This is a genomic window from Bartonella sp. A05 (assembly GCF_026930145.1).
GTDB lineage: Bacteria > Pseudomonadota > Alphaproteobacteria > Rhizobiales > Rhizobiaceae > Bartonella.
The window spans coordinates 514,917-541,804 of the sequence record NZ_JANHOJ010000001.1 but is presented as its reverse complement, the minus strand read 5'-3'; the positions used below and the strand labels follow the sequence as shown (position 1 = coordinate 541,804).

At 37.7% G+C, this 26,888-nt stretch carries 24 protein-coding genes and 2 tRNA genes; 13 read left to right on the top strand and 13 right to left on the bottom strand.

Going from position 1 to position 26,888, the window contains the following annotated elements:
* Positions 1–290: 290 nt before the first annotated feature.
* Both murA and NPX98_RS02210 read right to left on the bottom strand, forming a co-directional pair.
* Positions 291–1,586 (bottom strand): UDP-N-acetylglucosamine 1-carboxyvinyltransferase, encoded by a 1,296-nt coding sequence (gene murA / locus NPX98_RS02215; RefSeq protein WP_269022365.1) that lies wholly within the window; start codon positions 1,584–1,586, stop codon positions 291–293.
* 165 nt (positions 1,587–1,751) lie between these two features.
* Positions 1,752–1,904, bottom strand: a complete 153-nt coding sequence (locus tag NPX98_RS02210) for a hypothetical protein (RefSeq protein WP_269022364.1) — start codon at positions 1,902–1,904, stop codon at positions 1,752–1,754.
* A 291-nt stretch (positions 1,905–2,195) separates the two neighbouring features.
* On the opposite strand from NPX98_RS02210, the gene NPX98_RS02205 reads away from it, so the two are divergent.
* Positions 2,196–2,270, top strand: a tRNA-Thr gene (locus NPX98_RS02205).
* Positions 2,271–3,068: 798 nt separating this feature from the next.
* Here the strand turns inward: NPX98_RS02205 and NPX98_RS02200 are convergent.
* The 4 genes from NPX98_RS02200 to NPX98_RS02185 form a co-directional block, all read right to left on the bottom strand.
* Positions 3,069–3,719, bottom strand: a complete 651-nt coding sequence (locus NPX98_RS02200) for a lambda exonuclease family protein (protein ID WP_269022363.1) — start codon at positions 3,717–3,719, stop codon at positions 3,069–3,071.
* Positions 3,720–3,774: 55 nt separating this feature from the next.
* Positions 3,775–3,939 (bottom strand): hypothetical protein, encoded by a 165-nt coding sequence (locus tag NPX98_RS02195; RefSeq protein WP_269022361.1) that lies wholly within the window; start codon positions 3,937–3,939, stop codon positions 3,775–3,777.
* 175 nt (positions 3,940–4,114) lie between these two features.
* Positions 4,115–4,504, bottom strand: a complete 390-nt coding sequence (locus NPX98_RS02190) for a hypothetical protein (protein ID WP_269022360.1) — start codon at positions 4,502–4,504, stop codon at positions 4,115–4,117.
* A gap of 302 nt (positions 4,505–4,806) precedes the next feature.
* On the bottom strand, positions 4,807–5,124 hold the full coding sequence (locus NPX98_RS02185; RefSeq protein WP_269022359.1) for an XRE family transcriptional regulator: 318 nt from the start codon (positions 5,122–5,124) through the stop codon (positions 4,807–4,809).
* A 467-nt stretch (positions 5,125–5,591) separates the two neighbouring features.
* Here NPX98_RS02185 and NPX98_RS02180 point away from each other — a divergent pair, with 467 nt between their 5' ends.
* From NPX98_RS02180 to NPX98_RS02140, 9 genes are all read left to right on the top strand, one after another.
* Positions 5,592–6,509 (top strand): YdaU family protein, encoded by a 918-nt coding sequence (locus tag NPX98_RS02180; RefSeq protein WP_269022440.1) that lies wholly within the window; start codon positions 5,592–5,594, stop codon positions 6,507–6,509.
* Complete coding sequence (locus NPX98_RS02175; RefSeq protein WP_269022358.1) at positions 6,493–8,517, top strand: toprim domain-containing protein; 2,025 nt, start codon at positions 6,493–6,495, stop codon at positions 8,515–8,517. The genes NPX98_RS02180 and NPX98_RS02175 overlap by 17 nt, the downstream gene beginning before the upstream one ends.
* A gap of 81 nt (positions 8,518–8,598) precedes the next feature.
* Positions 8,599–9,183: a hypothetical protein gene (locus NPX98_RS02170; protein WP_269022357.1), complete on the top strand. Its 585-nt coding sequence runs from the start codon at positions 8,599–8,601 to the stop codon at positions 9,181–9,183.
* 775 nt (positions 9,184–9,958) lie between these two features.
* Entirely contained in the window at positions 9,959–10,321 is a 363-nt protein-coding gene (locus NPX98_RS02165; protein WP_269022356.1) for a hypothetical protein, read from the top strand.
* 693 nt (positions 10,322–11,014) lie between these two features.
* A complete protein-coding gene (locus NPX98_RS02160) occupies positions 11,015–11,368 on the top strand; it encodes a hypothetical protein (protein ID WP_269022355.1) in 354 nt (117 codons plus the stop codon).
* 688 nt (positions 11,369–12,056) lie between these two features.
* On the top strand, positions 12,057–12,425 hold the full coding sequence (locus NPX98_RS02155) for a hypothetical protein (RefSeq protein ID WP_269022354.1): 369 nt from the start codon (positions 12,057–12,059) through the stop codon (positions 12,423–12,425).
* Positions 12,426–14,296: 1,871 nt separating this feature from the next.
* A complete protein-coding gene (locus tag NPX98_RS02150; protein WP_269022353.1) occupies positions 14,297–14,611 on the top strand; it encodes a hypothetical protein in 315 nt (104 codons plus the stop codon).
* 947 nt (positions 14,612–15,558) lie between these two features.
* Positions 15,559–15,873 (top strand): hypothetical protein, encoded by a 315-nt coding sequence (locus NPX98_RS02145; protein ID WP_269022353.1) that lies wholly within the window; start codon positions 15,559–15,561, stop codon positions 15,871–15,873.
* A gap of 947 nt (positions 15,874–16,820) precedes the next feature.
* A complete protein-coding gene (locus tag NPX98_RS02140; protein WP_269022352.1) occupies positions 16,821–17,183 on the top strand; it encodes a hypothetical protein in 363 nt (120 codons plus the stop codon).
* Between the two features lie 1,580 nt (positions 17,184–18,763).
* Here the strand turns inward: NPX98_RS02140 and NPX98_RS02135 are convergent.
* From NPX98_RS02135 to NPX98_RS02105, 7 genes are all read right to left on the bottom strand, one after another.
* Entirely contained in the window at positions 18,764–18,886 is a 123-nt protein-coding gene (locus NPX98_RS02135) for a hypothetical protein (RefSeq protein WP_269022350.1), read from the bottom strand.
* A gap of 84 nt (positions 18,887–18,970) precedes the next feature.
* The gene (locus tag NPX98_RS02130) at positions 18,971–20,209 is read right to left on the bottom strand and encodes a type II toxin-antitoxin system HipA family toxin (RefSeq protein WP_269022348.1); all 1,239 of its coding nucleotides are present in this window, start codon (positions 20,207–20,209) and stop codon (positions 18,971–18,973) included.
* Positions 20,206–20,502 carry a helix-turn-helix domain-containing protein gene (locus NPX98_RS02125; protein ID WP_269022346.1) on the bottom strand — a complete coding sequence of 99 codons (297 nt, stop codon included), beginning with the start codon at positions 20,500–20,502 and terminating at the stop codon, positions 20,206–20,208. Before NPX98_RS02125 ends, NPX98_RS02130 begins: the two co-directional genes overlap by 4 nt.
* A 193-nt stretch (positions 20,503–20,695) precedes the next feature.
* Positions 20,696–21,622, bottom strand: a complete 927-nt coding sequence (locus NPX98_RS02120) for an outer membrane protein (protein WP_269022345.1) — start codon at positions 21,620–21,622, stop codon at positions 20,696–20,698.
* Positions 21,623–22,562: 940 nt separating this feature from the next.
* The gene (locus NPX98_RS02115; RefSeq protein WP_269022344.1) at positions 22,563–23,831 is read right to left on the bottom strand and encodes a type II toxin-antitoxin system HipA family toxin; all 1,269 of its coding nucleotides are present in this window, start codon (positions 23,829–23,831) and stop codon (positions 22,563–22,565) included.
* Positions 23,828–24,043, bottom strand: a complete 216-nt coding sequence (locus NPX98_RS02110) for a type II toxin-antitoxin system Y4mF family antitoxin (RefSeq protein ID WP_442864450.1) — start codon at positions 24,041–24,043, stop codon at positions 23,828–23,830. Before NPX98_RS02110 ends, NPX98_RS02115 begins: the two co-directional genes overlap by 4 nt.
* A 420-nt stretch (positions 24,044–24,463) precedes the next feature.
* Positions 24,464–24,548, bottom strand: a tRNA-Leu gene (locus NPX98_RS02105).
* Between the two features lie 176 nt (positions 24,549–24,724).
* On the opposite strand from NPX98_RS02105, the gene NPX98_RS02100 reads away from it, so the two are divergent.
* The 3 genes from NPX98_RS02100 (at position 24,725) to NPX98_RS02090 (ending at position 26,864) form a co-directional block, all read left to right on the top strand.
* Positions 24,725–25,318 carry a YqaA family protein gene (locus tag NPX98_RS02100; RefSeq protein WP_269022342.1) on the top strand — a complete coding sequence of 198 codons (594 nt, stop codon included), beginning with the start codon at positions 24,725–24,727 and terminating at the stop codon, positions 25,316–25,318.
* A 28-nt stretch (positions 25,319–25,346) separates the two neighbouring features.
* A complete protein-coding gene (locus NPX98_RS02095; RefSeq protein ID WP_269022340.1) occupies positions 25,347–25,919 on the top strand; it encodes a disulfide bond formation protein B in 573 nt (190 codons plus the stop codon).
* 372 nt (positions 25,920–26,291) lie between these two features.
* Entirely contained in the window at positions 26,292–26,864 is a 573-nt protein-coding gene (locus NPX98_RS02090; protein ID WP_442864444.1) for a type II toxin-antitoxin system PemK/MazF family toxin, read from the top strand.
* The last annotated feature ends 24 nt before the right edge of the window (positions 26,865–26,888 follow it).

Below are 26,888 nucleotides of genomic sequence, written 5' to 3'. Positions count from 1 at the left end.
ATCAAGGATTCCCCACCAAGAATTTCCCGCCAAGAATTTTGGCTTCAGCATTTTTCTTTGAGGATTTTGTACAATAGATGTATTTGCCACAATGATGTTATTATAAAGACGGAAGCGCGCAGATCTGTTGCCATTACTGGTGCGCCCTGTAGGCTATCGGTTCCGTGTATGATTGCGGTTTGCCCATCCAGCTTTATATGCGCACCTAAACGTGTTCATTTCGACATAAGCGATTGATTTCATGCGCAGTTGCGGTCTGCAAACTATCGACACCGTCACCTGCATTTCAGTCACATAGCAATGCGTTGTAGGATAGCTCCACACTGTGCTAATTTTTCTTCCAACCGTTCAAATCCGCGATCAAGATGATACACACGATTGACGATTGTTTCTCCTTTTGCAGCAAGGGCAGCAATAACAAGAGAAACGGAAGCGCGCAGATCTGTTGCCATTACTGGTGCGCCCTGTAGGCTATCGGTTCCGTGTATGATTGCAGTTTGCCCATCCAGCTTTATATGCGCACCTAAACGTGCTAATTCCTGAACATGCATGAAACGATTTTCGAAAATTGTTTCGGTAATATGCGCATCTCCCTGAGCGCGCGTCATGAGCGCCATAAATTGCGCTTGAAGATCGGTTGGGAAAGCAGGATAAGGGCCTGTTTTGATATCGACGGGTATAATTTTTGTTTGATTTTGGTTTCGCTTGACCTGAATTCCTTCGGGTTTCACTTCAATATCGAGCCCTGTTTTTTGGAGGACTTGAAGCACTTCAGTCAGATGATCAGGGTTCGCATTTTTAAGCAAAACATCGCCCCCGGTCATAGCTACAGCCATAGCGTATGTTCCGGCTTCGATTCGATCTGGGATAACCTGTATCCTTGCCCCATGCAGTTTTTCAACACCACTGATTGTTAATGTTGATGTTTCTTCCCCAATGATGTTCGCTCCCATTGCTTTGAGGGCTTGAATAAGATTCGTGATTTCTGGTTCACGCGCAGCATTTTCAAGCACAGTTTTTCCGCGTGCTAAAACAGCTGCCATGAGCATAGTGTGCGTTCCTCCGACAGAGACTTTAGGGAAACGATAATATCCCCCTTTTAATCCTGTTGGAGCTTTGGCATGCACATATCCATTTTCGATATCGAGATTTGCTCCTAAACTTTTGAGTCCTTCGAGGATAAAATCGACAGGTCGTGTTCCAATCGCGCATCCCCCTGGCAGTGAAACGTAAACCTCCCCACATCGTGCAAGCAGTGGCCCAATAACCCAGAAGCTTGCGCGCATTTTTTTCACGAGTTCATAGGGCGCACGTGTTGTTGTTATTGAATGTGCAGTAAAATGGATTGTTCTTGCATCGGTGCAGTCTTGATGTAATTTTCGTCCTTCGACGGCATAATCGACACCATGATTATTTAAGATTCGAATGAGCAGTTCTACATCTGCAAGATGAGGGACATTCTCTAGGGTAAGCGTATCCTCAGTCAGCAAAGAAGCGATCATAAGAGGCAATGCAGCATTTTTTGCTCCCGAAATAGAAATGCTTCCATTGAGAGATTTTCCGCCAATAATTTGAATAGAATCCATAATTCTTTTACTCTTTTTCTGTACATCCCTCTCCGTTTTTCCTGCCAAGGTTTTTACTTTTGGGGACATTATTTTAAATAGCTTTATTTTAAATAGCTTTGAAACGAATCACTGAACAATCTTGTTGCAAAGATGCCGTAAAAATACTCAAACTGGAAGAATTTTTCAGAGTTCTTGTTGTGCCCTTTTTCTGCTTTGCTCTTTGCGTCGTTTAAGATTTTCACGCAATTGCTGCGCAAGCCTATTTTGGCGCTTTTTGTTTTTCTCATCTTGATCGTTTATTTTTTCTTGTTTTTGTTGTTGATATTTTTGTGTCATTGCATAACCTCTTGCACGACATAGAATTTTTGAGCAACTGATGAATATTTTAAAGAGCTTTTGTCATGACATAAGAAGCGTTTTCTTGCAAGGATGGATAAATGCTCTCTTGCGTATTTTATCACAATGTGGCACAAGTCCCATGGTCATGCGGCGTAGGGCAACGTAAAGCTTGAGAAGTGCCGCGACAACGCAATGTTAGAGCACTCTTTTTATAGAACACTCCTTTCATAATTTTATAACAGTGTGTTTATAATGGTGTGGTACAAGGTGGCATAAAAATTGAGAAATGCTGCGGTAGCTCAGTGGCAGAGCACTCCCTTGGTAAGGGAGAGGTCGAGAGTTCAATCCTCTCTCGCAGCACCATTTACCACCGCAATCAATAATATTTTAGCGTGTACGCAGTTTTAACCCTATCAAGCATAATTTTCCCAAAATCCGTTGGGCACTCCCAATAAAAGGAACTAACTTTGTCCATAAAATCTTTTACATTGACCTGACACATTAGCGTATTTCTATCAAATATAATACCTTCAGCTATAACACTTGCAACGATAATACTTGAGGACATAACTTCTTACATGTTGACGTTTGTTTGTAGGATCTGTGGCATACAGAGTTGTTTTTGTTCAAATGATCGCAATCAGAGCTAGAAATATTGTCTTTAAAAGAAACCTTATAATTCCTTCCTAAACACTGATTGAAACAACCATCAAGTCGCTATTCACAGGCACGCTAACAGATTGTTCCACCCCCCAATCCAGATTCACACAGTTTTCTAAGTAAGCACACTAGATATCATAAAATATATATCAAATGAGCTTCTTGTTGATCCCTTCAAGGGATATCTCCCCATCCAAAATAATGATAAGGAAAAAGACTTTACAAAAGAGAAAACAACACAATGCAGTTATTTATTCTCTTCCATGCAACATTATTTATATTTATTTTAACACAATGTCCGGCGCTTCTCTTGAATTTTCTGTTCCTAACAATCAATCACTCATTTGTTTTGCCTACCGCCCTTTTCCTGTTCCGTGAGCATTCCCCTCATGAGCCCTAAGGCATTTCTACACCTCTTACCCAAGATCCTTGCCTTCAAGATCCTTGCCTTCAAGAAGCCTTGTCATTGTTTGATCACTCTCTGCAATTCTTTATCAAAGCTTATATCGGCGTTTTCTCCTGTATAGACATTCTTAAAATGTCGGAATTTTTAATTTGGTGCACCATCATATCCAAAGCATGATTAAAACGACTGATTTCATTTTCGAGCTTACGAATATAGACTTCATCACGGTAGGCACGCTTAATCAAAGGCGGCATATTGGGCCAATAGAGCATCAAATCCACCCATTCACGTTGAGCAATCCATAAACCTCCTTGACACTGTGCCTTATGTTCGGCAGGAAAGCTGTTTTGATAATAATAAGGGATCAAAATTTCAGGTTTTTTGGTTTTAATTTCCAACAGCCCATTTGTTCCGATAAAAGCATCGGGAGAAAAACCTTTCATACGGTCATCAGCCAAGATGAAACCAACACATTCAGGGTTTGTCTTTGTGAGCGTACCATAAAGCTGCCGTGCGCTTGGTTCTAATTCTGTCCCGCGCCGCATAGGAATTGTTGTGCCTTCTTCAACGGGCTTTCCCGTGATTCTTTCTCCAGCAAGTTTCATCATAACGGAATGATATTTTTGGGTTTTTTTCCCATCTTTTTTTCGCGCAATAACCATTTCAAACAAAGAAGCAGTAATCAAGCCATTGCGTGCTTGACGCCATTCAGACGTTCCTTGGACACAATCGATAACAATCGGCATCGTATTTTATAATCCCCCTTTTATAGATTTTTCACCATTGGAAAAATGATATTTTTCACTCAAGTACTTTTCCGTACATTATACGCACAGCACAAAGCCTATTACGCATCGCGCAATCAGCAGCCTTATACTGCACGCACAAATCTTGTGCTTCCTTTGCAAATCCGATTTTCCCTGCATAAAGCCCATTACACACCGCGCAATCAGCAGCCTCCATCACGCACACCAGCCTCGTCATCGCAGTACTTTTCAGAAAAGTATCTTTTCACAACACTTTTAATTCACCTCTCACGAACGCTTGTATTTCTATAGCGAGAGGCTGCTTGTCTTATGGGCATTTCCAGTGAAGCAAAGGAAGGAATCTGATGATAAACAGTTTTGAGATTGCTTTTTCGTCACCACCAATAATCAGCCAACACATCACGCGGACGCAAGCGATGTTGTTCTTCGTAGGATCCATAGAGCTTATTTTCATATTCGCGATCGGCTTGTTGATTTAAACATATGTGATAAGCATCACTATTGAGAATGAATGGCTGAAATTGATTGTCTTCTTTGTCAATTTCGTTATTGTCGATATATAAATCAGCCAATTGTTCACTGACATCATCGGCATGCAAAGTTTTTAAATCGAGGCGTAAAAGTCTCTGCACAGTTTCGTACTCTTCTATGAATTCCAAGATTTCTTCTGGTTGATCGATAGGACCAATATAGACATCACTATTTTCTTTTTCGCAAAGAATGATGAGCATTTCGTCCTCTTTAATGAATGGAATATTTTTCATGTTTTTCCCCCTTGGATAGTTGATAACACTAAGCTTTGTCTTGACATGATCAAATATAGCGTTACCCTTATATCCTCTATTGAGGAGATGTCAATTATTTTGTCATCAATAAAAAATATATTTTGACACTTTGGAGGCGTGGGAGAAACAAAAAGCTGACCATATTTTGTTCATGGATTGTTCTTATATTTTCTCCATTTGTTCTAAATCTAGATACCCAAAAACAGACAGGAGGGCTGAAATGAGTGATTTCAAATTGATACAATATTGGAACACGCTTGACCGTAAAACACAACAAGATATTATTGTTTTACTTCGTCAGTTGACCGCCGTAAAAGAGTCAAAATTGCCTGTCGTTCCTCCGAAGAAAGCTTAGCGATTAGATCAATAAATTCTTGATCTTCAAGACTTGCAGTATGCCCATAAAGGATATAATTCATACTGATATTAATTGTGTGACATATTTTAGAAAGTGATTCAATGGTTGGCTCTTTTCCTTCAGCGAGAATCGAGTGAAGATACCCCGCTCCTTTTCCAGCAGCAAGAGAAATAGATCGCTTCGAGCGTCCACTTTTTTCCAACGCTTCATTCAATCTTTGACGCCAACCATCAATATTCATAGCTTCACCCTATAATTTTTTTTCAAAAAATACATGTCCTTTTATAAAATTGACTTGCATTATCCGCTAAAGAGGATACAATTTAATCAAATAAATTTTATTTTTGAAGGGAAGCTAAATGCCATTTTTGCAATACATAAGCACTTAACCACCCTAAAGAATGCACCAAAATGCCTTTTAAAAACTCCATGCATCTTTAAAATATCGTCTTATCGGTTCTTGGTCCTTTCTGCAACTTAAAATTGTAAAGTTACTTTTTCTCTAAGAGAGAACTCAACTAGCACATCTCAAAAAAGCATTTAACCCACACAATTATTTACAGAACAAAACCGAAACAAACCAGAAACAAACCAGAAACACTTTACCAAATTGTAAACACTGAATCAAATGTCCACGACTTATTGCAAACACTCTTTCAAATTTTCTTTTGCACGTGATCAATCGACAGATAGAAAGCACATTGAATGATGAAACAAGAGCCTCAAGCAGAAACCCCCAACTATGAATCCTCTACTCTTCCTTATGTTTGTTGGTATCAGAATGATTTTCTTGGCGGCGTTCGTGGGATGCGCGCCCATGAGATAGGTATTTACACGATTTTACTCAATGAAATGTATGCTCGGGGACGTCCTCTTGATTTATCTGTTGAGCGTTTAGCGCGTCTTTGTGGTTGTGACAAGCGTACTTTTGTGCACGTTTTAGAGATGTTAATTGCGGAAGGAAAGATTTTAAATTTAGCGAGTGGTTTATGGAATGAACGCTGCGAAAATGTATTTTATGAGCGCGCAAAATTGCTTGAGCAGAAATCCTATGCTGGTCGTTCTTCTGCGAAAAAACGCAAAGAGATCAATATAAAGGTTCAACATCTGCTGAACGCGCATACAGGAGATGCTGAACGTAACTCAGAAGCTCAAAAGGGAGAAGAAAAAGAAACACCTAACGGTGTTTCACAAAAGCATGATTTATCTCTCGATGGTGTTTCCGAGAAGCTTTCCTCTCGACAGGCAGCTCCCATAGCGACCACCTCTCTTAAAAAACGCGGCTCTCCAGAAGGGGGATCGAAAGGGCAACGTCTTCCCTCTGATTGGATAGCAGATATTGATGCGGCCATCGCGGAAGGTTTGAGCGAAGAGCAAGCGCGTTGGCAAGAAAAGAAATTTCGCGATTATTGGCAAGCAAAGAGTGGCAAAGAAGCCCTTAAGGTTGATTGGCAAGCCACGTGGCGCAACTGGTTTCGCCGTGAAATTGAACGTTTAAGAGACACCCGCGAAAAGCTTTCTGTTTTTTCCGCTTCGCGCCATGGTGTATCTTGTAGCCCGGGTGAAGAAATCCTTTACCGCAGCCTTATTAATTACCAAGCGAATGACCATGAGCACAATTTTTGAGATCAAACAGCAGCTTTCAGTTCAAACAGGTACGATTGCAGAAATGCTTCTTCCGCAAGGCCGCAAACGTGGCAATAATTGGGTTGTCGGCAGCACGCGTGGTGAAATGGGTCAAAGTTTGTCGCTCTGTTTAAGCGGCCATAAATCGGGTTTTTGGTATGATTTTGCCGAGGGCATCGGCGGCGATATTTTAGATCTGTGGTGTGCCGTCAAAGGTATCTCTTTGTCTCAGGCGTTGAATGAAGCGCGCGCTTATCTCAATCTATCGCGTCCCCCGGCTTTTATGGCTCCACGTCATCATTATCGTGCCCCCCCGGTTCCTCTAGCAAATGAACCACAGCATTTGGTCAAGACTTATTTACACAAGGAGCGTCATATTCCTCTTGATATTTTAAAGCGTTATCGAATTGGGGAAAATGGCAAGAAGATTATTTTTCCTTTTTATAAGCCGGATGGCACCCTTGCGTTGGTGAAAGAGCGGCTTGCGGAATCTGGTGCAAAATCCAAACCGACAGCCTCGCAATGTGAACCGATTTTGTTTGGCTGGCAGGCTATTTCGCCTACGGCACGGGAACTTGTCATCACGGAAGGAGAGATTGATGCGCTTTCGTTAGCGGCTTATGGCTATCCTGCGGTATCGCTGCCTTTTGGCGGTGGTAAAGGGGGCAAACATAATTGGATTGAAAATGAATTTGATCATTTAGAACCGTTTGAAAAAATTTTTCTGGCCACCGATATGGATAAACCGGGTGAAGAAGCCGCCCTTGAAATTGCGCATCGTCTTGGCCGGCACCGCTGTTACCGTGTGATCCTTCCCCATAAGGATGCCAATGACTGTTTACGTGCTGGCCTTGATCATTCTATTCTCGTAACAGCATTTTCCCAAGCGAAAAATTTTGCACCAGAAGGGTTACACTTTGCGTCAGAGTATAGAGATAAAGTCATTGCACTCTTTTGGCCTAGCTCTGAAGAGCATATAGGCTATACGGTTCCCTATCCGAAATTGAATAGCAAACTTTACTTTCGCCCAGCGGAATTAACGCTCTGGAGCGGAGCGAGTGGCGCGGGCAAAAGCCAGCTTTTATCAGACTGTATACCACATTGGATCATGCAAAAGAGTCGTCTTTGCTTAGCTTCCCTAGAAATGAAAGGGGAACAATCGCTGCGTCGTTTAGTGAAACAAACGGGCGGCTTAGATCAGCCAACGCGTGATATGATTGAACGAATTCTTCATTTTTTAGATGATGGACTGATTCTCTATGAGCATGTTGGCAAATCGAATGTGGATGCTCTTCTTGATGTTTTTGACTATTGCCGTTCGAAATATGGTTGCGATCAGTTTATCATCGACAGTTTGATGCGTCTTGGGATTTCCTCGGATGACTATGCCGGACAAGAACAAGCGGTTTATAAAATGGTTGACTGGGCGGTTTTAAACGGGGTGCATATTCACCTTGTTGCCCATGCCCGTAAAAGTGGTTTGGATAAAGATATCCCGGGCACAGAAGACATAAAAGGAGCTTCAGAAATTGGAGCCAATGCCTTTAATATTATCACGATCTGGCGCAATCGATCTTTAGAGGATAAAATTTTTGCAGCCTCCACTCCAGAAGAGAAAGCGGAATTAGCTACCCGTCCGGGTGTAGTTATGAATATCGCCAAACAGCGTTCCGGTGATTTTGAAGGCAAGATTGGCCTTTGGTTTGATCCCAAAAGCTATCGTTACCGTTGTTCCTCTAGCAATCCCCTATGGCCACGACGCTATATTGAGCGGAAAGACAAAAGACCCCACAGCCAAGAGCACACATATCATCACCCATTGGAAGCAGGATCCCCTCCTGATACACCGCCGACAGCACAAGCACATCCGCACACATCGCAAACACACCCGCACACATCGCAAACACACCCCGGCACCTCGCAAACACATTCGCATCTCACAGACACACCCGACATCCCACTGGCGGCAGCCCCCCCTTCCTTTAAAAATATTCTACATCCTCAATAACGCGTGGATAAATGCGCCTTTTTGAATCTGTCATCACACACATACACAGCCTATACAGCGATCATTTCCGAGGGAAACATCATGCACCATTCAAATAAGAGAATAGCCCAAGATAAACAAAATAAGGACGCTATAACGCACACCCTACCTCATTTTTTAGAAAAGCATAACCTTAATGTGCAAGAAGTGACAATTGAAACAAGTAATCCCTATTTTCAGCAGCAAGCTCCAGAAAGTCCCAGCAACCCACGTACACTCCTTGTCAAAGCCAATGCTCAAAGCACCCCTATTGCGCGTTTATATGCGAAAGGGCACATCAGCCAAGCGCAATATAAAGCAGCAGAGCGTTTTTACATTTACTGGCATCAATGCCAAGGTGATACGCAGATGAGCATTGATTACAGCCGTCAAAAAGTTGATGGCGGTCGTGGTCATATACACAATATTGAACGCCAAATAGATGCTTCTAATCATCTACAAGCAATCAAGATACAACTTGGCGTTCTAGGCTATAACTTGGTTGAGCGGGTTGTTGGTCATGGCCAAGCAGTCAAAGACTTAAGCCCATCAAAACGTAGACAAAATTCTTTTGCCGATCATTTACGGGATTGTTTAGATCTAATGGCAACCCATTGGGGATATTCGAATCGGACCCACGCGCAATGAACACGCGCCCAACTTAACAAACGTAGGATAAAATCATCTTTTCCCAGAGCCTCGCCCTTGCCCACGACATCGCCCCAAAGAACCTATCCCGCGAGACGGCACGACTCCACGAAGCACCAAAGGGTGGTATAACCCAATGGGTCGATAAAAATATCATTCATCAACGATAGCAAACCCCAATAGAAGAAACTGGCAGAGACATATCCTAAAACACTTATAGAAATAAACAAAACTGTAGCGCGCTATCATGCATAAAAGCCATACCTAAGTAAACAACACGTCCAGAGCATCGCCCTGCCCACAACATCGCCCCAAAGAGCCTATCCCGCGATACGGCATGACTCCACGAAGCGCCAAAGGGTGGTATAACCCAATAGGTCAATAAAAATATCATGCATAAACAACACAGAAAAAACAACCAGCACAAACCTAGACTATCTGCTTAATCGATATTTATCTCTTTATATTTTCTTTCATCGGACAAAATCGCATCCCTAGTAGACACACTCGCATACACATTTATTGTCAGAATTTGTTGACAATTATCTATCCTACAAATCTCTATAAATCCATTTTGTTAATAGCAACCATACTATTTAACCAATAAATAAAATAAAAATACAAAGATTTACGCTTATTATAAATGTTATCTTAATAAAAATGTTTTTTTTGTGTTTTTTCATATTTTTGACAATTTTACTATAGCTATTTAAAACGAATTTATGTAAACTCTATTTTGGATATTTATTTCACAAATAAATATGGGAGTATAATTATGAACATGAGATATTTTATTGTCACATTTACTGTTATTGCCAGCTTACTTTCTGTGGGACAGGCATATAGCCACACTGTTATTCATGAACCAAAACCCGTTATTGCCGCTATTTATGAAACAGCTTCGCTCATGAACGAACAACCTAACGGCAAAATATATAGAGTTGCGGGTGATGCAATACAGGCATTACCAGGAAGTTCCCAAAGTAGTACAGACCTTTCTTCAAGCCCTATGAATAATGCGCAAAAATGGTGGAACTACGCGAAAAATATATACATGAAAGGGGAAATGATATTCTCCATCATAGGAAAATTTATGCGCATAATCATCAGTTACGTGGATAGCGAACTTAAATTGTAATGCATTGTAGTATAAACAGACTGAAGGCTTTGTAACGAACAGAGCCTTTATTTATTGCGTATACACTTCTTGTTCTTCTTGATTTTGATTCTTTGATTTTAACCTGTACATTGAAGGTACAGAACGCAACTCCAACATCCTTTAATGCGCTTCTTTTAAAAAGTACTTTTTCGACAAAGTCTCAAGCTCGGCAATCAGAATAAAGCCGTTTATGAATTCATGGATGCATGAACCTATTTCTGCATAATACAACATACATATCTTCACATTGCAATCACATTTCATACACAAGAAAACCATATATCTACACGGAAACTGTCGGCACAAACCTAAAACTATCTTCCTTCTTTTCTTTTATAGTCTATTTCATCTAACAATAAGAACATCTCTTACATGCAGCACCTTTTCCTATACATATATTTTATCATGCATATTTGATTGTCCGTATTTATATAACAAGCAGCCACCTTATCAATTTTGATAAACTCATTATATTAAGAATAACCACATTATTTAACCAATAAATAAAATAAAAATGCAAATATTTAAGCTTTTTTATAAATATTATTTGAAAAAATAATGTCTTTTTGTAGTTTTTTATGTCTGTGACAATTTTACTATAGCCATTTAAAATGAATTTATATAAGTTCTGTTTTGGATATTTATTTCACAAATAAATATGGGAGTATAATTATGAGCATTAGATATTTTGTTGTTATGTTTACTGCCATGGTCAGTTTATTTTTTACAGGACAGGCATATAGTCATACCGTTATTCATAAACCAACCCCCGTTATGGCTACTCTTTATCAAGCAGCTTCGCATGTGAACGGACAACCTACCTGCAAAATGTATAGACTTGGGGATGGGATGGTATGCGCCATAGGAAACTCCAACACAGACTCCTCAAATTATTTCAATAAATTGCAAAAATGGTGGAATTTGGCAAAAAATATATACGCGAAGGGAGAAAGCGTATTATCTGCTATAGGGAAAATTATGCATGTCATTATTAATTTAGTCGATAAAGAGTTTATCAAAAACTAATATGAACGTTAATTTATGACAGAATTAAAACATCGAAGGCTTTGTAACGAACAGAGCCTTTATTTATTGCGTATACACTTCTTGTTCTTCTTTATTTTGATTCTTTGATTTTAACCTGTACATTGAAGGTAAGAATGCAACTCCAATATCCTTTAATGAACTTCTTTTAAAAGTACTTTTTCGACAAAGTCTCAAGCTCGGCAATCAGAATAAAGCCGTTTATGAATTCATGGATGCATGAACCTATTTCTGCATAATACAACATCCATATATTCATATTGCAATCACATTTCATACACAAGAAAACCATATATCTACACAAAAACTGTCAGAACAAACCTAAAGCTAGCTTCCTTCTTTTCTTTTATAGTCTATTTCATCTAACAATAAGAACATCTCTTACATCTGCCACCTTTTCCCATATATATTTTATACATGCATACTTGATTGTCCGTATTTGTATAACAAGCAGCCCCCTTATTAATTTTGATAAACTCATTACGTTGAGTAAATCCATTTTTTACCAGATCAATGAAGCAATGTTTCCAGGATGGACTTTTCTTAAAGAGAAATTTGTCTAATTATGTTTTTTTTATGTCTATAATAATTTTTTTATATCTATTTTAAATGAATTTATATAAACTCTATTTTGGATATTTATTTCACAAATAAATATGGGAGTATAATTATGAACATGAGATATTTTATTGTTACATTTACTGTTATGGCTAGTTTATTTTCTATAGGACAAGCATATAGTCATACCGTTATTCATGAACCAAAACCCGTTATTGCCGCTATTTATGAAACAGCTCCGCTCATGAATGAACAACCTAGCGGCAAAATATATAGAGTTGCGAATGGTACAGCCTGTACCACAGGAATCTGTATCCTAGACTCCTCCTCAAATTATCTCAATAAATTGCAAACATGGTGGAATTCTGCAAAAAACATGTATACGAAGGGAGAAAGCGTATTCTCTTTTATAAAAAAAATCATGCGCGTCATTATCAATTTAGTCGATAATGAATTAATCGGTGACGGACATAAGCATTAATTCGTTACAGATTTAAATTATTGAAGGCTCTATCACGGATAGAGCCTTCACTTTTCATCACTCGTACGCTTTTTGTTATTTTTATTTTACTCTTCTTTGATTTCAACTTTTGCTGTGGAAGCATAAACTGGACTATAAAACAACATTCCATGGTATGTTATTGTTCAAAACATTCCTTCTAACAGAGCCTTAAACCAATTATAGAATTGAAAAACTGCTGGCGAATTCAAGTATGCAATTCATGGGCTAATTCATTTATATATGCTGCCCGTTATATATACTGCCCGTACAACTTCTTTCAGACAATAACCGACGCACTATATACAACTTCCTATATACCTCTCATAAAATATATATGCATCATACAACCTATATCTACCATCAGAAACGAATTATTAACACGGTAATAACATTTCGTACACAAGCACCAAAGCTACATAAATACAAAAAATAGCGCGCACCAACTCAAGTTAATCCTTTAATCTATGCATTCATATTCAATTTTATTGAAAAACTGTATCTATTGCGAGCAATGTCATGGCAGACACATGCCCTTCCAGCCTCAGTTAATTACCAATCTGAAACAGATATCAGCCTTAATTCATGAATTATGTTGCAAAAATCTCACTATTTTATAGAAAAATAGAATAATATTCACGATGATATGCTTATTGTGAATATTCATTGTGCCAATAATGGATATTTTTTGTTTTTTTAGTGAATGTGACATTTTTACTATAGATATTTAAATTAAATTTCTATATATTCCATTTCGGATATTTATTGAAATTAAATAAATATTTAAGTACAACTATGAATATCCAGATATTTTGTTTTATTTTTACGACTATTGGTCGTTTATGCTCTGTATAATACATGATTATATTATGCGGTTTTTTACGATCAAACGCCAGCTGTTGTTTCGTTGCTAAAACAGCTTCGCACTTGGGAGGGATAGTCTGGCAGTCAGTAAAATTTAAAGCAACTGTTTCTGCGGGGAGTATGAAAACGCATACTTGGCAGGGGAAACTGTATTATCTGTCATAGACATAGTTGTACGCTCTGTCATAACAAACCTAATCTCTAGTTTGTTGTAGAATTGAAGTTGTTGTAGAATTGAAAAGCTGTTGAAGGCCCTGTCTTTGATGGGGCCTTTACTTTATAATAGCTTACCCTATTTTTCTGTTCTGATTTTCTTTGGTTTCAACTTTTACAAAAATAGAACAAGTCGAGCTTTAAAGAAACATCCCATTTTTTTCGATTAAGCTCTTTATTTTTGATAAAGCCTCAAACGGATCATTCAGGTAAAAACCTCTCATTTATTTATACAAACAACTATACATAACTTTATTCATACACAGAACAATCTGTGCATCTTACCTACAATAGGCACCAATAGTCTCATTGCATGAACATCATGACAATATCTCATACACATATATCCAACGCTATGCTCACGTAAAAAACAACAGATACAAATTTCTGCCGTCTTTTAACCAATACACCCCCATTCAATTGCACTAAAAACGACATCTATAGCGCAAACTGCATTATAAACACAGACACAGCAGGCGCATATTATAGCAATTTTGAACACTTAAAATCCTGAGACCATTCATTGCAATACATTATGCGATACTTCGTTAATTGCAAATATTTGGACATGAACTATATGAGACGCAAAAAGTTCTTTTACTTATAAATACAATATATTTTCAAAAAACATCTTTATCTATCAATATTCTTTTGACAAAGAATGAATATATTTTGTTTTTTAATAACTGTGATATTTTTACTATAGATATTTAAATTGATTTTATATAAAGTACACTTTGTATATTTATTGACGAAATAAATATAGGAGTATAGTTATGAATATCAGGTATTTTGTTTTTATATGTACTATCATTGCTGGTGTATTAACTGCAGGACAAGCAAATAGTCGTACAGTTATTCTTGAACCCGCACCTGTGGTTGCTGTTTCTAAAACAGCTTCGTACCTATACCTCAGTGGACAATCTGATACTACATTGCATAAAGTTGCAACGCATTATACGACTTCATATGCTCTTAAAACAGCATGGAAAGGCGTGAGAAGCACATACTTTTATGTAGAAAAATTCGTATCCTTTATCCTAAGGATTGTTCGCACATTTGTAAATTTTATAGATGGAAAATCTTCTTAATCCATCATAGGATTAAAAGAAGGCTCTATCCCAGATAGAGCCTTTTTATCGTGTTTCCTTATTGTTCTATCATTTTGCAATCCCACTTTTGACAGGAAAAGCATAAAAAGAAGCTCAAAATATTGTGCACTCTTCTCCTATAGAAACGCGACCAATCCATCAGGAGCTTTTTTTCAATTCGTCATGTATGGTCAACTTCATTTATGCGACGTACCGCACTATACACTTTGATATATACGGCATCACAAACCATATATATACGCATCACGCAATTGACATAGAGCATTATACAACCTGCATTATTACACAGACCATACCATACCGATTACATTATGAACACCGTGCTAATGCTCTACCACATAGACCAAAGCTAAACCAATACGCAGAAAGCAGCTAACACAAGCTTTTTCTGCACCTTGGTTCGATGCAAAGCTGTATTCTAATGTCATAAGGAAATAATCTATTGCAAACATTTACATTGCAGGGATAGCCCTTACAGATCCACCCTAACGACACAATGCCACAGATCTATTACGACAGGAAACACCATTACAAACATCTCTCTCGTAACTTTTCGCCACTTACGAAATTTGTGCATATCTCAAGTTCTGCACCTCTTCTTTGTATATCTCTTGTGAGGCGTCAATTATTTTCTTTTTTGTATAATACAGACAATAAGATTCAAAATAGCCGTTACAAACACAGATCACCACTCTGTATCAATTACAAATATTTGTACAGGAACTATATGAGACGCAAAAAGTTCTTTTATTTATAAATACAATATATTTTCAAAAAACATCTTTATCTATCAATATTCTTTTGACAAAGAATGAATATATTTTGTTTTTTAATAACTGTGATATTTTTACTATAGATATTTAAATTGATTTTATATAAAGTACACTTTGTATATTTATTGACGAAATAAATATAGGAGTATAGTTATGAATATCAGGTATTTTGTTTTTATATGTACTATCATTGCTGGTGTATTAACTGCAGGACAAGCAAATAGTCGTACAGTTATTCTTGAACCCGCACCTGTGGTTGCTGTTTCTAAAACAGCTTCGTACCTATACCTCAGTGGACAATCTGATACTACATTGCATAAAGTTGCAACGCATTATACGACTTCATATGCTCTTAAAACAGCATGGAAAGGCGTGAGAAGCACATACTTTTATGTAGAAAAATTCGTATCCTTTATCCTAAGGATTGTTCGCACATTTGTAAATTTTATAGATGGAAAATCTTCTTAATCCATCATAGGATTAAAAGAAGGCTCTATCCCAGATAGAGCCTTTTTATCGTGTTTCCTTATTGTTCTATCATTTTGCAATCCCACTTTTGACAGGAAAAGCATAAAAAGAAGCTCAAAATATTGTGCACTCTTCTCCTATAGAAACGCGACCAATCCATCAGGAGCTTTTTTTCAATTCGTCATGTATGGTCAACTTCATTTATGCGACGTACCGCACTATACACTTTGATATATACGGCATCACAAACCATATATATACGCATCACGCAATTGACATAGAGCATTATACAACCTGCATTATTACACAGACCATACCATACCGATTACATTATGAACACCGTGCTAATGCTCTACCACATAGACCAAAGCTAAACCAATACGCAGAAAGCAGCTAACACAAGCTTTTTCTGCACCTTGGTTCGATGCAAAGCTGTATTCTAATGTCATAAGGAAATAATCTATTGCAAACATTTACATTGCAGGGATAGCCCTTACAGATCCACCCTAACGACACAATGCCACAGATCTATTACGACAGGAAACACCATTACAAACATCTCTCTCGTAACTTTTCGCCACTTACGAAATTTGTGCATATCTCAAGTTCTGCACCTCTTCTTTGTATATCTCTTGTGAGGCGTCAATTATTTTCTTTTTTGTATAATACAGACAATAAGATTCAAAATAGCCGTTACAAACACAGATCACCACTCTGTATCAATTACAAATATTTGTACAGGAACTATATGAGACGCAAAAAGTTCTTTTATTTATAAATACAATATATTTTCAAAAAACATCTTTATCTATCAATATTCTTTTGACAAAGAATGAATATATTTTGTTTTTTAATAACTGTGATATTTTTACTATAGATATTTAAATTGAATTTATATAAAATGCACTTTGTATATTTATTGACGAAATAAATATAGGAGTATAGTTATGAATATCAGGTATTTTGTTTTTATATGTACTATCATTGCTGGTGTATTAACTGCAGGACAAGCAAATAGTCGTACAGTTATTCTTGAACCCGCACCTGTTGTGGCTGTTTCTCAGACAGCTTCGTACCTATACCTCAATGGACAATCTGACACCGCGTTGTGTGATGCCACGTTACAGAAAGTAGCTCTTCCTGCTATTATTGCGAATGCTGCTGGAATGCTATGGAAAAGTGTCATGGCTGGAGTAGCCTGGAAAGGTGTGAAAGATATGGTTACACAAGGAGATTCTTTCATCTCTTCTGTAATGAATAAGGCACGTGCTTTCATAAGTGACATCGATAATAAACTTGGAATCACATAGATGGCACACTTTTATTAGTCCATTGCAGAACTAAAAACGAAGGCTCTATCTCAGATAGAGCCTTTTCTTTTATCACGGTTTATATTCTTTTTATTGTATCATTCTTTGATCAAACGCTTGTCAAAAAGCATAAAACAAGACTTTAAAGAATATTGAATGCTCCTCCTACATCAGAAACGCAAACTGATGCTTCAACGAGTTCTCAATCCACGCATATAACCCATGCAGCTTCATTCGTGCGACGACAACATACGTACACCATACTATACAACCTATAAAGACGCATCATGCAATCTACATATACATATATACGACAATATATATTGACACTGTGATACCCACGAAGAGCTATGCTCGCGCAAAGAAAAAAGCGGCTAACACAAGCTTTTCTAAAGCTGAGTTCGATGCAAAACTGTATTCAATGACACTAAACCATATGACAGCAAGCAGATGCATTCAAACACAGACTATAAGCACATATCCTGCCAGTCTTCATGACCTAAAATTTTGTACATATCTCAAGTTTCTGTACATCTATTGTGATATAAAATTTCAATCTTTTCCACACGATAAAGATAAAAAAATAAAATACTCTCTCTCTTAGTCGATATTCTTTTGATAAAACATAAATAATTTTTGTTTTTTCGATATCTGTGGCATTTTTACTATAGCCATAAAAAATGAATCTATATAGCTTGAAATGAATTTATATAAATTTTGTTTTGTGCATTTCTTGTTCAATAAGTATTAGGAATATAGCTATGAATATCAGATATTCTGTTCTTATATATTCTATTCTTTTCAGTTTAATCTTTATAGAACTTGTATATAGTCATATCATCATTCAAGAAATAAAATCTATTACTGTTGATGAGACATATTTGCCATCAAATAAACAAGATTGTAACACATTATGTACAGTAATCTCCCTTAGGTCATCTAAATCCTCCTTATCCTAATACCCTCAATAAATCTTTTTCTGATTCTCTAAGTTTTTTTGGCGTGTCGTAAGCAGGACAGAAAATTTATATAAGCCTCGCAAAGCTGCAAAATATACCTTGTAGACTTGTTAAAAGCGGTTATGTGCTTTGTCTTCAAATATTTTTCGTAAATGATCAGACGTAAAATATATAAATGGTAACATATCAATTCTGATATTATGCAATTCAATTGTTAAAGGCTCTATCTTCGATGTAGCCTTTGTTGTTTATTACGCATGATATTATTTTACTTCTGCCCTCTTTTGTTATCAAAGCACAACACAATTTCAAGAACAGTTAAAGTTCTTCTTGCGACACAAAACTGACAATTAATAAAAAAAATCCGTCGTTTCATTCATGCATACAACACGCATTGCCTAAACTGCATGCAACGTACCAACACACGCTCATGTATCATATAAATGTATGAAACACATATGCATTGATATTGATAGCTTCATGGGTGCACAATATTTTACCTAAGCCACAACACTAGATTTAACACAATCTGGATCAGAAAACCCAAACAGCAACAACACATCACCTTTGTTCATTTTTTTCCAATTAAATGGCCAAACTTACGTTTGCATCAATCTTTTTTCAACTTGCTATTTCTTCTTCAATATGCAGCGAAGAAAAATCTTTAGCCTTTTCTAACAAACCCAGCTTCTGTTTTTTGGTATAAGGTTTTTCACGTGTCGTTGGCATGGTTGTGAGTGGCATAATTTTATCTCTTGAATGTTTCTATGTCTCATCAATAAGCAAAAACCATCATTTGTTTGAATCGATTAGAATTCCGTTGATGATCTATATATTGTCTGTCGTAATTTTTGAGGCAATAAAATGAATATTTGAGCTGGTCACACCGTATTCTTTAGCAAGCCGTGGCCATTTGCTGAGAGAGTCTCTGGTTTGTTCGATAATTGCATCAATGGTGGTTTTCGGGAGAGTCGCTTTAAGGCCAAGTTTGATCAGTTCGTCTCGTCCCGGGTGTTTGCCTTCCCCCATAACTACCGTACTTTGCTCACCATTAAATCCCGATGAAAATGTTAGATCATAGGCCGGTGAAAGCTTCCATTCACCAGTCCTATCCATCAAATAACTAAAATTTTTGGCATGGTCATCACGATTATGGGCAAAAACATTGAACACAGCCAATCGATACATTTTTTCAACTTCGCGTATGTCTTTGGTTAAAATCATTGTAAGCGCCATCAGATTGTCATAATCAAGCGACGGAGTTCTAAAATTAGAATGCAGCAACCCGCAAACCGTATGCATATGGAAGCGCCTATTTTCCTTTCTATCAAAGCGCTGAACAGCAAAATATCCACAACCTGTTTGAGCAGGAAATAAATGAACATCCGGCATTTCCAATCCAGCATCTATTGCCATCAAAGCATAAACATATTCAATAGCTCCTGCATCCACACCATCATTAAAATTTGGGAATTTAACGAGCCAAGGCTGATAATCGTCATTCAGCTGATGAGTACCATAGATAATATCCTGCCTGTTTGTATGAAGCCCGATCATCGCTTTCGGTCGTGCACCCGCTGATGAACCATTGAGTGCAATAAGTTCGGTCAATATTTCCGTGGCTTCTCCAGATAAAACCTGCTGTACCTGCTGGGCAAGCACATCAATATTGATTGTGCTATCCATAATCTCATCTGTGTAGTCAGGTTCATAAACCAAGGCACCCATACCTGTAAGGCCGACATGAGCAAGACGATCGAGAGGGGAAAGCTCTTGCGCTAAAATGCCGCGTGTGCGCATCTGACGATCCAACAAAAGGCGCCCCCATCCATCGGGAAGACTGTCATTAAAAACTCCGGGCAATCCTTCAAACAAGAAAGGATCAAAAGAGCACACACCCGGCTTTAACGGACATTTTATTGGCGATATTTCTAATCCTTGCTTAATGAAATTTCTATCATATTCAAAATAGATTTTACGCTCACGTCTCGCCAAACGCCCAACGGGTAACATTTTATCATCAAAGCATAAGGATACTTTAATGTGTGAAATGAACTCAAAACTCATGTACGCCACCCATATTTACGTGGTTTTTGCGAACAACCTTCTAAGACATCATCAATTGATTTAAAATGCTCATCACTATTTTTCAACGCTTGTACAATATCTTCAAGGCATCCAAGCACAACCAAAATTTTGAGAAACGATTCCAAAGAAATTTGGCCTTTTTGCTCAAACTTACGCAAAGTTGGTAAAGGAATACCTGCTCTTTTAGCAAGTCCTTCTTGTGTAAAGCCTTGACTAAGACGTATTGACTTCACTTGTTTGCGTAATTGCTCTTGCGTTTCAGATATTGTCAAAAGTGATACCATTTTATTAATATACCCTTTTTATTGTCCATTATTAATATTATAATATCAGTTTAAAAATCAAGTAGACTCAGTAAAAGGAGCATAAAAAGTTTAAGCTTCAAACAAAATCCATAATGACACAGTTAAGAAAAATAAAGACTCCATCAAGATGGAGCCTCTAAACAACTTAATAGAGAACATATTAGAATTTATAAGCGACACCAACGCGTAAATCATTGGTTTTGTAAGCGAGTTCCATTTTATCTTCTGCAACTTTCTTTTTCCCAAGATCCGAATAACGATATTCCGCACGCATAATCGCATTCTTGGTCATTGCATAATCAATACCAACACCGAAAGTATAACCAAGCATCATCTTGGCTTCATCCGAAATATTAACAGAGTCTTCTTGATCGATCCCTTTTCTTTTAAGTGATACCTCTACAATCTCTTGAAGCTGCGCATAGGAAACTCCACCAACGACATAAGGCATAAAACGATCAAACGCAAAGCCGACACGTGCCCGCGTAGCACCTGCCCACTTTTTTTGCAAAGCAAAATTATTAACGACTTCATCACCAACTTGGAGTGGTGTCTTATCAAATTTGTATCCAATCTCCTGCAATTTCTTTTCAGAATCACTTCTATTCTCTTCTTGAATATGGAATGCATGCGTTTTTGCGTTTTTTTTACCAGACCAAACCATATCCATATCAATCCCTAGGATAAAGTTCTTGCCAAAATCAATATTGGAACCTGCATAAAGACCACCGATAATGCTTGACAGTTCAGGCAACTTATCTTTATGCACCGGCTGACTTACTGTTTTAGCCTGCTGATTTGCTGTTTTAGCAAGCATATCCACTGCCATCTTGCCTAAAAGACTACTAATAAGACCTGGCACTCCAGGCAACATAAGTGTACTCATCGGATGACTTACTGTTCCAGAAAGTATATCTGCTGCTATCTTACTTGAAAATCCCCCCAACTTTCCCCCAACATAAAAACCCGACCAAGAAAAAGCGGAAGCCCCAACACAAGTTTGAGGACCCGTAACGTCTGCTGCTTGTGTTGCAGAAACTGAACCCACAACAAACATAGAGGCCGTTATTAAACGTTTTATATGCATAAATTTGCTCCGTAATGAATGTTTAAGCGTATAATTTTGACAGATCAATCTTTAATATACAATTTATATACATTATATTTAATACATAATGTTTTATATGTTTTCACTTATAAATCTATAAATATTGTAGATATACACTAATTTTATACATAATGTTTACATATTTACACCTAATAAACTGGTGGAAAAGTTGATTGAGGAATTTTTAAGGCGCAAAAAAATATTTAAAAGTTCTGCTTGATCAAATGCAAAAAGGAGATCTTTATTGCAAACCCAGATCACTGTTATTTTAAACAGAATCTGCATTCAATAACATACGCAATCATAAAAGTAGTGCCATATTAGCTTATCTTTTCAGGATTCTTTACCGCGACAAGCTCATAATCCTTCACGACAATACGTTCTTGCCAAGCCTTATGTAAGGGTGGATTTTTATAACAATATAGTTTGGATGTTCTCTGATTCCAGCGAATAATAGAATATCGATTTTCCTTATTCATGCCAAAATAAGGAACAATCATATCACAAGCATTAAATTCATAACGTAATTACATTACAAAAAAGAAAAATCGATTCGCTTCTCTTTTTCTGAGCGCCATTCCAAGAGAAATAATTCGTTATGTGGAATAACTCCCCCTCAGCTGGAATATTTGCCCGACCGAGATCATTTTTCATATCGGCCTATAAGGTATTTTGGGTGTTTTGAAGGTTCATAAAAGAGCTCAAATAAGATTGCCTTATCCTTGCACCAAATACAAACTTGAAAACAACCTTTAATATCCAAAAGGAATAACGGGCTATTCGTCGTAGAATTTCCAAGCAGGTGCACTAAAATCAAGCACTCAATCCAATCAAATAATGAACTGTTTGTGGAACACTCAAATTTGTATAATCATATAAGGATACAATAATATTTGCATTACAAAGGATATGATTTCCTCTATAATTGTAAATGTCTAGAACGTTGCTGAATAACAGTAAGGATTGCATCAAAAACTTTAGAATGTTGCCTTTCAAGCTCTTGTTTTAATTTTACTGCCTCATCATTGATTAAATCGGTTATTTGTTTCTTTTGCTTATTGAAAGCGTTTTGAGCAGTTTTGGTGGTAGCAAACGTCTTATAAAAGTGACGCAAATATACCTTTTGAGGATCATATTCCTCTCCTATTTTCATAGCCATTTTTGAAGATAAATCTGGGTAAATAGCTGTGCTTAACATATCATAAGCAGGAGCGAATTCTGGTTTCTTCTGACGATAAAGGAGCGAGAAGTTTTTACCATGCGCATCAGCGTTACCAATTAAATAATTAAAAATGACCCTATTCATGAAGTTCAGTTGATCAACCGCAGGACGCATTGTATGGCGAGAAATAAGAGCTTGACACTTAGCAATACTGGGGCCTCCTTCCCGTTCATATTTCATTTCTGGCGCAATGCTCAGTGCCTGACAAAAATCTTCCTGATGAATACGCCAAACCGTTCCATCATCAGTTCTCTGACGATCATATCGTTCAATAAGGTAGTAAGGCGTATCATTGACAAAATGTAGGAAGACTTCGGGGACATCAATGCCCATGCGTTTTGCTAATTTCATACAAAAGAATTCATTATGCGCACTATCATCAATATGCCCAATAAACGGTTTTAAAATATGCGTGGTCGGCGCTCCCCCTTTCATGAGCTGAACACGACCATCTTCAAAGCCAACCGCTAGTTTACTTTGCGCCCCAGCGAGAGATAATCTATAACCATCCTCTCCGGCAAGCATCGGATACCGTTTTATCTTCTCAAGAATTTCTTTCAATTGATTATCATCGAGAATTTTTACATCATTATCATTGGTTGAAGCAGATGGAACTTGCCCTTCTGGATACAAAGCAAGCGCTCCCGCACAATCCCCACCAACTTCCTTGAGCAAAGCGAAAGCATTGTCTTCAGAGAGTCCTAAATAAGCTGCTAAGCGCTGCTTTTCATTTTCATCAGGTAAAAGACCAGAGAAAAAAATTTTTACCGATTGGCCTTCATAAGCTTCAACACGGGGAGGAAGAGAAAGAGAAATGCCGGGTAAATTTGCATTCAAATAATCAGCATCGTAACAAAATTTGAGCTTTCCGCTTTTCTTTTGATGCAGTTTACCGACCAATTTTGCCTGTAAGAAAACATTATGGAAATAAACATTATGGAAATAAACATCAAGTGTAAGCGTCATAATTTTTTATCATCAATCTGAATATCAAGACCTAGCATTGCGAGTACATGTAGGATTTTTCCAATCTGACATGATTCTTTGCCGCGTTCTAAATCACGAATAAATCGCACACCAACCCCAGATGCCACTGCCAACTGTTCTTGTGTTAATCCTTGCTCTTTGCGTGCATTTCTCACAAGATGGCTTAGTATTTCTATTCTGCTCTGCATAATAATCTCTTCCAATCATCCCGTACGGGATGATTATACCGTTTTTTACCTTCATTTCAAGAAAATAAACCCTATCGGGATGATTTCACTGTTTTTTATCCTCATTTCAGCTAGATCAACCCGATCGGGACTCTTTTTATTACCCACGTCTTAATTGTGCTCCCAATTTTTGTCAGTCTTAGCGATAAGTAGCTTATCAATATGGTTGGCCATGCTTCTTTATTTATAAGAGATGCGTATTTGGCACTGATTACTTGAAAGATCTTCTAGAACTGACAAGCAAAGCCGCGCTCAAGCAACAGATTGGAATCTCTCAATGACGTGCTCTTAAAAATGATGCAGATAACGATAAAATCGCCAATTTATTGATGATCAACTTATTGGTTATATCATTTGGGTTATATCATATCTTTTGAAATCAAATGGTGCGGGTGGTCGGACTCGAACCGACACTCCTTTCGGAACCAGATTTTGAGTCTGGCGCGTCTACCAGTTCCACCACACCCGCACACTTATAAAGTAAAGAGAACATTTTTGTTCTTCACTCTCCTGCACTATATGAAGAAGTGTAGATTCGTCAACATCGGACTTTTGTTTTTTCAAGAATTCACATCATTTTTACCCCATTTGGTTTATCTGGTACAATTTGAGATGATTGACCTCTTAAACTTACGGACTAGAATCATGATTTTTAGCACCTTAAAGCGTTGGACAGTTTCTTTAGCTGAGCGATATACAGCACAACATTGGCTTGGATTCATTGCTTTTATTGAAAGTTCTGTTTTTCCAATCCCTGCGGATGTTTTATATATCCCGATGTCTCTTGTCCGGCCTCAAAAAGCTTATCATTACGCTTTTATTGCGACAACATGTTCTGTTCTTGGAGGAATTGCCGGTTGGTTCATTGGCTATTTTGCTTATGATAATATCGCCAAACCGATCTTAGAATTTTATAATAAATATGAAAGTTTTCAAACGCTTAAAGATGATACAACATTAGAATTTCTAGTGATTTTACTGATGAGTTCAGGATTCTTTCATCTTCCACCGATCAAAATCGTGACGATTTTGTCAGGAGCCATGGGTGTTCATCTATGGCTTTTTGTGATAGCATGCATCCTCTCACGGGGAGCGCGTTTTTATCTGCTCGCATGGCTTATTCAGCGTTTTGGCCATCAAGCTATAGACTTTCTTTCTCGCCATTTCAAATGGGTTATTCTCGTAGGTTGTATTATGCTCTTGCTATTCTATGGGTTGTACACTGTTTTCTTGAAATAACGCCCTTGACTTTAAAGGAACACACTCAATGACTTTCTGTTGGCCTTTTCAGCACATGTTGCAAAAGCATCTTCATCTGAAACTAAGCAAAAAAGAACAAAGTTTATGGGCTCTTTTTCTCGCTTTTTGCCTATCAGCCACAATAGGTCTCGCACTTGGTTTTGAATATATCGAGGGTTATATTCCTTGTGACTTATGTCTCATTGAGCGTGTCCCTTATTATAGTGCTATCCCACTTTTGATTTTAGCAGGCTTATTGGCATGGTGTTCTCACATGTCTTCTTGGGTACGATTTTTATTTTTGTGCGTTTTCATATTAATGATTAACAGCCTTTTGTTCGCAGTGTATCATGCAGGTGTCGAATATGGTTTTTGGCCTGCTCCTCTTAGTTGCGGTCAAGGGACAACAAAGTTAACAGCAGATGTTAATCAGCTTTTAGCACAATTAAACAACATTCACCCTCCATCCTGTGTCGAAGCACCGGGGCGCTTTCTTTTTCTCTCATTTGCCGGTTGGAATGCCGTCGCCAGTCTATTTTATACATTCATCAGCCTCTATGCTGCTTCAAAAGGGCTTCTAGCAAACCGCCACACATCGTAACCAAAAGATATCATACATCATAACCGCAAAAGAAGGGGTGAAACAGCGCTTAACACTACAAAGCACTTGACACTACAGCACGCAAGCCCCTGATATGCCCAATATCTTTGCCTCACTTCCCATCACACCAGATAATCCAATATCAATATCCTTGCATTTGTCCTACACATATTTCCTCTTTACATAAATGCCTCAAAAATAAAACAAGCATACATTTTGCTGATAGCGCTCATTTTGCTGATTTTGCTTGTCTTAAACCTCTGTACTTAATTGCAATAGTTTGATAGAAACCGCCCATTCAAAAGCGGTAAAAATAAGTCAGGAACTTAACGAACATCTCCTCAGGATCTTGACAAATACGAGTGGTTTGCCATGCCTGAAAATACAAAACCTCTTCTTGCAACTTCAGCAACTATTGTCCCCAAAACAGCAAACCTAGAAAGAGTATATCCAGAAGAATTGCCTGATGGAATGGAGTATGATGCGCAAAATACGGACGAAAGCAATTTCGATACACCCTGCACGTGGCAAGAATATATGCAAAAAAGAGATTTCAACAAGCTCCCTAAAAAGCTGCCACGCATAAAACCACGAATCCGATCGGCTCCGCGCATAAGGCAAGTCTTTTGGTGTGATTTTCCTCATGATGTTATCGTACCTGAATTTTGGAAACAGCGGCTTGTTTTAGTGATTTCTACACATGCGAAACTGCATAGAAATGTTACCATTTTGCCATTGACAACACAATCACAAGCGGACAATCCGGCAGCTTATCCAATACAATCTCCCATAAACAATAAAAAGTCATGGGTTATTTGTGATTATATAACAACGGTTTCCGTCAGCCGTTTAAGCGCTCCATCCCATATCAAGAGATTATCTAAAAAAGAGTTTAATAAAATTATAGCTCTTATGCACAAACATTTACCACGTGAAAACTATTGACTTTTGAAAAAATCAGTGTACATT

Coding starts and splice junctions, on each gene's coding strand:
- NPX98_RS02165 (WP_269022356.1), top strand. CDS start 9,959: ATGAACATGAGATATTTTATTGTCACATTTACTGTTATTGCCAGCTTA.
- NPX98_RS02180 (WP_269022440.1), top strand. CDS start 5,592: ATGAAACAAGAGCCTCAAGCAGAAACCCCCAACTATGAATCCTCTACT.
- NPX98_RS02140 (WP_269022352.1), top strand. CDS start 16,821: ATGAATATCAGGTATTTTGTTTTTATATGTACTATCATTGCTGGTGTA.
- NPX98_RS02100 (WP_269022342.1), top strand. CDS start 24,725: ATGATTTTTAGCACCTTAAAGCGTTGGACAGTTTCTTTAGCTGAGCGA.
- NPX98_RS02145 (WP_269022353.1), top strand. CDS start 15,559: ATGAATATCAGGTATTTTGTTTTTATATGTACTATCATTGCTGGTGTA.
- NPX98_RS02175 (WP_269022358.1), top strand. CDS start 6,493: ATGAGCACAATTTTTGAGATCAAACAGCAGCTTTCAGTTCAAACAGGT.
- NPX98_RS02185 (WP_269022359.1), bottom strand. CDS start 5,124: ATGAATATTGATGGTTGGCGTCAAAGATTGAATGAAGCGTTGGAAAAA.
- murA (WP_269022365.1), bottom strand. CDS start 1,586: ATGGATTCTATTCAAATTATTGGCGGAAAATCTCTCAATGGAAGCATT.
- NPX98_RS02130 (WP_269022348.1), bottom strand. CDS start 20,209: ATGAGTTTTGAGTTCATTTCACACATTAAAGTATCCTTATGCTTTGAT.
- NPX98_RS02090 (WP_442864444.1), top strand. CDS start 26,292: ATGCCTGAAAATACAAAACCTCTTCTTGCAACTTCAGCAACTATTGTC.
- NPX98_RS02135 (WP_269022350.1), bottom strand. CDS start 18,886: ATGCCACTCACAACCATGCCAACGACACGTGAAAAACCTTATACCAAA.
- NPX98_RS02160 (WP_269022355.1), top strand. CDS start 11,015: ATGAGCATTAGATATTTTGTTGTTATGTTTACTGCCATGGTCAGTTTA.
- NPX98_RS02150 (WP_269022353.1), top strand. CDS start 14,297: ATGAATATCAGGTATTTTGTTTTTATATGTACTATCATTGCTGGTGTA.
- NPX98_RS02170 (WP_269022357.1), top strand. CDS start 8,599: ATGCACCATTCAAATAAGAGAATAGCCCAAGATAAACAAAATAAGGAC.
- NPX98_RS02120 (WP_269022345.1), bottom strand. CDS start 21,622: ATGCATATAAAACGTTTAATAACGGCCTCTATGTTTGTTGTGGGTTCA.
- NPX98_RS02155 (WP_269022354.1), top strand. CDS start 12,057: ATGAACATGAGATATTTTATTGTTACATTTACTGTTATGGCTAGTTTA.
- NPX98_RS02115 (WP_269022344.1), bottom strand. CDS start 23,831: ATGACGCTTACACTTGATGTTTATTTCCATAATGTTTATTTCCATAAT.
- NPX98_RS02095 (WP_269022340.1), top strand. CDS start 25,347: ATGACTTTCTGTTGGCCTTTTCAGCACATGTTGCAAAAGCATCTTCAT.
- NPX98_RS02210 (WP_269022364.1), bottom strand. CDS start 1,904: ATGACACAAAAATATCAACAACAAAAACAAGAAAAAATAAACGATCAA.
- NPX98_RS02200 (WP_269022363.1), bottom strand. CDS start 3,719: ATGCCGATTGTTATCGATTGTGTCCAAGGAACGTCTGAATGGCGTCAA.
- NPX98_RS02190 (WP_269022360.1), bottom strand. CDS start 4,504: ATGAAAAATATTCCATTCATTAAAGAGGACGAAATGCTCATCATTCTT.